This is a genomic window from Oleiphilus sp. HI0086 (assembly GCF_001635225.1).
On the sequence record NZ_LWFZ01000866.1, the window covers coordinates 1 to 5126 of the forward strand.

Here is a 5126-nt window from a genome sequence, read left to right on the forward strand (position 1 = left end):
GTCATTGATATGCTTAAAGTGGTCCAAATCCAAAGCCAGAAGGGATAAGGGATGCTTATTGCGCAAGGCTAAAGCCCGATATTTTTCAGCCAGAACAAAGAACTTTCGACGATTATAGATTGAGGTAAGCGGGTCGGTACTCGCATAAAAACTTAGCTGCTGATTCGCCAACTCCAGTTCGTGAGTTCTCTCATGAACTTTCCGCTCTAACTCTCGATGGTAGCTTTGCTGCGCATCAACAAATTCCTGCTTCTGTTGCTGTAAGGTTTCGAGCATCTGGTTATAGCTATTCTCTAGAGACTGTAGCTCATCATCATGTTCCAGGCCAAGGTTAAGACGACGTTTATCAAGACTATCAAAATCCATACTATGCAATTCACCTACAAACTTTTGCATAGGTTTATAGAGCATTACTTTAAAGACCCATAAAAACAGGCACCAAAGAATAATACTTTTCATCAAAGCATTAATTGCAATAATTAAGAAGCCGAATTTCACACGATCAAATACCACCTGACTATCAGACAAAAAGGTTACTTTTGCCAAATAAACGTACTGATCGTTCAGGGTGTTTTGCAGAATGTCGAAGCTATATTCAAAGCTGCCTGCATCAACCTCCCCTACATTTAGACTTCCAGGAATAAGGGACTCTCCTTTTCCGTTCTCAATTTTCAAACCCGTCACGAAGGGCAACTGAAGAATTCCGTTAGCAATAGAAGAAAGTTGTTTCTCATTGACCGCCCAAAGTGCAGTGCGGAGCGCGGGTGTAAAGGTTCCTTCGATTTCCTTCAACTCAGATTTCACCACATCTTTTGTATGATGGTATTCCGAATAAGCATGAGCAAACGTCATGATAAGCGTAATGCTGAAATAGATAAGAAAAATGCGCTTTAGCAGCCGTAAAGCAATTGAATCAAATGAGAAAAGATTTGAAGCCATACCTACCCTGTACATCTCAAACTACATCGCACCGAGCGTAAACCAGAGGCGACTATTCAACAGAATTCTGTTCAGCCCCCTGTCCCTGATAAGGCCGCTAAATAAACCCTATTGAGTGTAGTTCAAAGACAGCTATTTTGTAAGATTTTTAAACCCTACAATGAAAGCGGTTAAGCAGAAGCGTTTTGGGCAGCCTCCTTCTACGCTACATTCGAAGGCTGTAGTTTAGTGCGACCGTAAAGGTCCACTCTGCACGGGTAGACTCTTTTGGAAAAGGTGGGAAAGTGTCGACCTTCTTTAGCGCTGCCAGTGAAGCTTGTTTGAAGAGTTTATGTCCACGCGAGTCGATGACTTTAATGACTTTTAAATCGCCATTTGCCAAGAGCGTGAATTCAATCGTCACCTCACCCTCTCTACGCATTCTTTTGAGGCGCTTCGGATAAAATTTCTGTGCCTCAATAAGCTTAAACAGCTCCTGTTTATAGGCAAGTATCGATTCACCTTCTAAACCCAGGCTTTGCGCTTGCAAAACGGTTTCAGATGGAAAGCTAAAGTGTTCATTCTCTGATCGATTTTCTGGCTTTGGCTCTGGCTCTGGCTCTGGCTTTGGCTTTGGCTTTGGCTTTGCAGCAACATGGTGATGACTAATCACAAGCGCTGGACGCAGCAATGGCTTATCCACATTAACAGTATCTAGGCTAACACCACCAGACACGGTAAGAAAAACGGCCAACATCATTCCGCAATGAACAAGCACTGACACGATAACGGTAATACGTATAGGCTTGGAAGTTGTCATGGTGAATCGGTACTTTCCGGTGCAGAGTTCGCATGAATTAAAGCCAACCACTGTTCCAACATTGCTTTTGTCGACATGCCGCTATGTGCAACCCGCTGCCCGCGAGCGGAGTAAATATAGGCTCTGGGCAATTCACCATACCAGCCTGGATCGATGTTATAGCGAAGACGTTCAGGTAAATCGCCATTGAAAAGCCAATGCTCATACTCAAAGAGCGCTTCGTTTGCTATTAAAGCTTCAATATCTGTCTGGTATTCCATATCGTCCGTTGAAACTAGCAACAAGTGCTTATTCAGGCCTTGCCCTGTTAATTCCTTTAGAAGTTTTAATTCTTTTAGACAAGGAGGACACTCGATTGACCATAGCAGTAATATAAATGCCTCTCCCTTACGAGATTCTTCAATGGCAATCAGACTATCCGCTGAAAAGGGCTTTATATTCGCATTTGCCTGAAGCGAAGCGCTCCACCCTATAACTATTAAACCCCATATAAACACAGCTAGTTTTTTCACGCTTATCATTACTCTACCCTAATCCAGCGTAAGCCTTCAGCCTGTGTATGCCACATAGCATGAATTCGGCCCTTCACTTCAATCAGGTCAGGGTGATCTGAGTCATGAGTGGTACTTGCGATTACCTTTTCTTTTAGCCAGTCTTTTCCTAAGTTCACGGACTGACGTAAGATCAAATCGAGACCTTGTCCGTTGTAGCGTTTCCATAGTAGGAACACATTCGAATCTTGCACTATGACCTGTGGACGACTCGCACCTGGGAGTGAATCAATCGAAATTGTGTCTAAGGCCCTTCCTTCAGAAAAGTTATAGCGACCGTACACCAAACCTTTATGTTTATCCCCTTGTGTAAACCAGACAATATGTGCGCGGTCATCACGATCAAAAGACATATCAGGACCATGGTGAGGACAGCCTTCAATCACCCAGTTATCTATAGCCGCTTTAGCTGGATGAGCGTTCTGCATAGACTTCCAGTCTTTGACATAGGCAATAGCATGGTCTCGAATGCTGCCTGGGAATACATGCCGCCATAAGATCGCTACATCTTGGTTCGAATCATTTGCTAGGGCCAAACGACAACATTCACAACTATGATCAACCCACTTTTTATCGGGCTGAAAGCTAGCGCCTACATCGTCAGAGTAGGTGAAATATATCGATCCCCCTAAGTAGTCTTGATTCCTGTCACGAGCGGCTTTTTTATCTCGTTTATCAATCCAGAATAAATATAAACGCCCTGTACCATCCATCAGCATCGCATCAAAACGATGACCGATTAGTGCTTTGTCATTGTTGATCGTAATCGGTTCAGAAAAATTTTGACCGCCATCGAGTGAACGAGCAAAACGCACATCCCCCGAATAGCGCCCAGGCGTCTTATGCGTCCATGAGATAAAGATCTCTTGTTGTTTTCCCAACAGGATCTTTGGCCTATTCTCGCCATCATCATAAATCGCTTCAGGTCGCCGATTAACAGCAATAGGAGGCGTATAGCTGCGCCCTTCATCTGATGATGAAGATAAGTAGATATGGCCATTCTGAGAGAAGACCACATACACTTTATCCTTACCCTCGGCATACGATGGAGCGCGTCCACAATGCACAGATGGAAGTGCCATACCTTGACACTCAGGCAGCAAACTGTTTTTCATTGCTCCATGCTTTTTTGCTGCCTCTGCATCTTGGTTGCAGGTCAATAAGAGTGCAAGCAAAAGGCACAGTATGAAAAAAATACCTGAGCGTTCTTTAGTCATCATGTCTTAAAACCGATACTCAATACCTGCGAATAACTGACGCGGAGCCCCTGGTGTATACTTCTCTTTGCCGTAACTGAAGCTGGCATTTTCCGCATACACTTTATTCGACAGGTTATTAATCTTAGCGCTCAATTTGAGCTGTTCAGAAATTTTATATAGTGCTTTTAAGTGTGTAACCGTATAGCCGCCATATTTTTTAGTGTTATTGTCATCCATCCAATACTCACCAATATGCTCAAGCTCCAATGAAGTCGTCAAACCCTGCACCTTTTGAGGAGAATAGTTCAAACGTAAGTTAGCCAAACTGTTAGGCGCCTCAGCTTGCTCGTTATCGCCATAATCTTCATCGTTCACATACTCGTGCTCCGAGTAGCTATAAGCCAATCGTGCGGATAATTCCTCTGTTAAGGTCTGTAGTATTGATAACTCTGCCCCCTGATGCGTGGTCTCGCCACCATTTTCGTAGTAACGATCTCCATCAATGTTTTCTCGTCGAACAATTGAGTCATCAATCGTCATGTAATACAACGATAAATCGAGACGCTGATTTGTGGTTGCCAACTTATAACCCAGTTCATAGGTATCACTGACTTCCGGGTCTAAATCAAAATCAATATTGTCAGTTGTAAGCGCATACAAGCGAGAAGCTTGCGGTATTCGGAAACCGTTTGCATAGCGAACATAGATATTCTGACTATCATCAAGACGGAAACTAAAACTCAGTTTAGGACTTAAGTGATTGAATGAAGGGTCATTATCGCTCGATGCCCGCGCATAACTCGACGATGCATATTGCCCGTCAGATAGATTATTCGTGTAATCAAAACGGCTGGAGTCGTAGCGAAGGCCGGCTTCTACTGTTAAGTGATCAGTAACACTAAATGCAGCACTGGTATAGGGTGACACGGCGAAGTAATTCACGTCGTAGTCATAAATAGAGCCCTCAGCGACACTACTTCCCCAGCCACTGGGCACATAGTCAAAGGTTTGCTCATAGCTTCGACTAGACTTGGTATATTCAAGGTCGGCTCCAAAAGTCCAGCGGAGGCTATCTAGGCTATAGTCGGCTTTGAACATGAGGCCAAGCGTTTTTTGCTGGCTATCATTCTCAGGAAGGTTTCCCTGCCAAGTTGCTACATACTGGTTCCGGTTTGTTCTCAAGTACGCAATGGTACTCAGTTCAATCTCGTCATTAAGTAAGTGCGTCCATTCTGTACTCAAACGGGCAAAATCAAATTTTCGCTGAATATCCATCCCGGTAGCTAGTGCAGCTTCTATATCACCCACCGATTCTGTATCGTTTTTCAGCGCATCCAAACCAATTAAACTACCGGCCTGATCAGCCTCAGTAGTGTTTATTGCAAAGACTGTTTTCAGGCTATTGTTGTCATTCAAGGAAACAAAATGCGTAATATTCGCTTCACTTCGTTTTGAGCGAGTATGGTCTCGCCAGCCATCGTTTTCGCTATGCGATATATCAATGCCGACTGAAGAGTCATCACTCAAGCTTGCGCTTCCTGCTAGGCCTAAACGATAAAAGCCATGCGCACCAGCTTCAGTTTTGACGGTATAACCTTCTCTTAAGCTTGGGTCTTGGGAAATCACATTGATAGTACC

General features: G+C 43.9%; 5 protein-coding genes. All 5 read right to left on the reverse strand.

What is annotated here, in order from left to right:
* On the reverse strand, positions 1 to 939 hold a 939-nt coding region (locus A3756_RS15590; RefSeq protein ID WP_068553841.1), incomplete at its 3' end, for a diguanylate cyclase.
* A gap of 205 nt (positions 940 to 1144) precedes the next feature.
* The gene (locus A3756_RS26745; RefSeq protein WP_068553844.1) at positions 1145 to 1738 is read right to left on the reverse strand and encodes an energy transducer TonB; all 594 of its coding nucleotides are present in this window, start codon (positions 1736 to 1738) and stop codon (positions 1145 to 1147) included.
* Positions 1735 to 2259, reverse strand: a complete 525-nt coding sequence (locus A3756_RS15600; protein WP_068553846.1) for a hypothetical protein — start codon at positions 2257 to 2259, stop codon at positions 1735 to 1737. Before A3756_RS15600 ends, A3756_RS26745 begins: the two co-directional genes overlap by 4 nt.
* Complete coding sequence (locus A3756_RS15605) at positions 2259 to 3509, reverse strand: sialidase family protein (protein WP_068553848.1); 1251 nt, start codon at positions 3507 to 3509, stop codon at positions 2259 to 2261. Before A3756_RS15605 ends, A3756_RS15600 begins: the two co-directional genes overlap by 1 nt.
* Positions 3510 to 3512: 3 nt before the next feature.
* Positions 3513 to 5126, reverse strand: a 1614-nt coding sequence (locus A3756_RS15610) for a TonB-dependent receptor (protein WP_156490518.1), incomplete at its 5' end; no start/stop codon positions are given.

Excerpts from the sequence above, each read along its gene's own strand:
- A3756_RS26745 (WP_068553844.1), bottom strand. The coding sequence starts at position 1,738 with ATGACAACTTCCAAGCCTATACGTATTACCGTTATCGTGTCAGTGCTT.
- A3756_RS15605 (WP_068553848.1), bottom strand. The coding sequence starts at position 3,509 with ATGATGACTAAAGAACGCTCAGGTATTTTTTTCATACTGTGCCTTTTG.
- A3756_RS15600 (WP_068553846.1), bottom strand. The coding sequence starts at position 2,259 with ATGATAAGCGTGAAAAAACTAGCTGTGTTTATATGGGGTTTAATAGTT.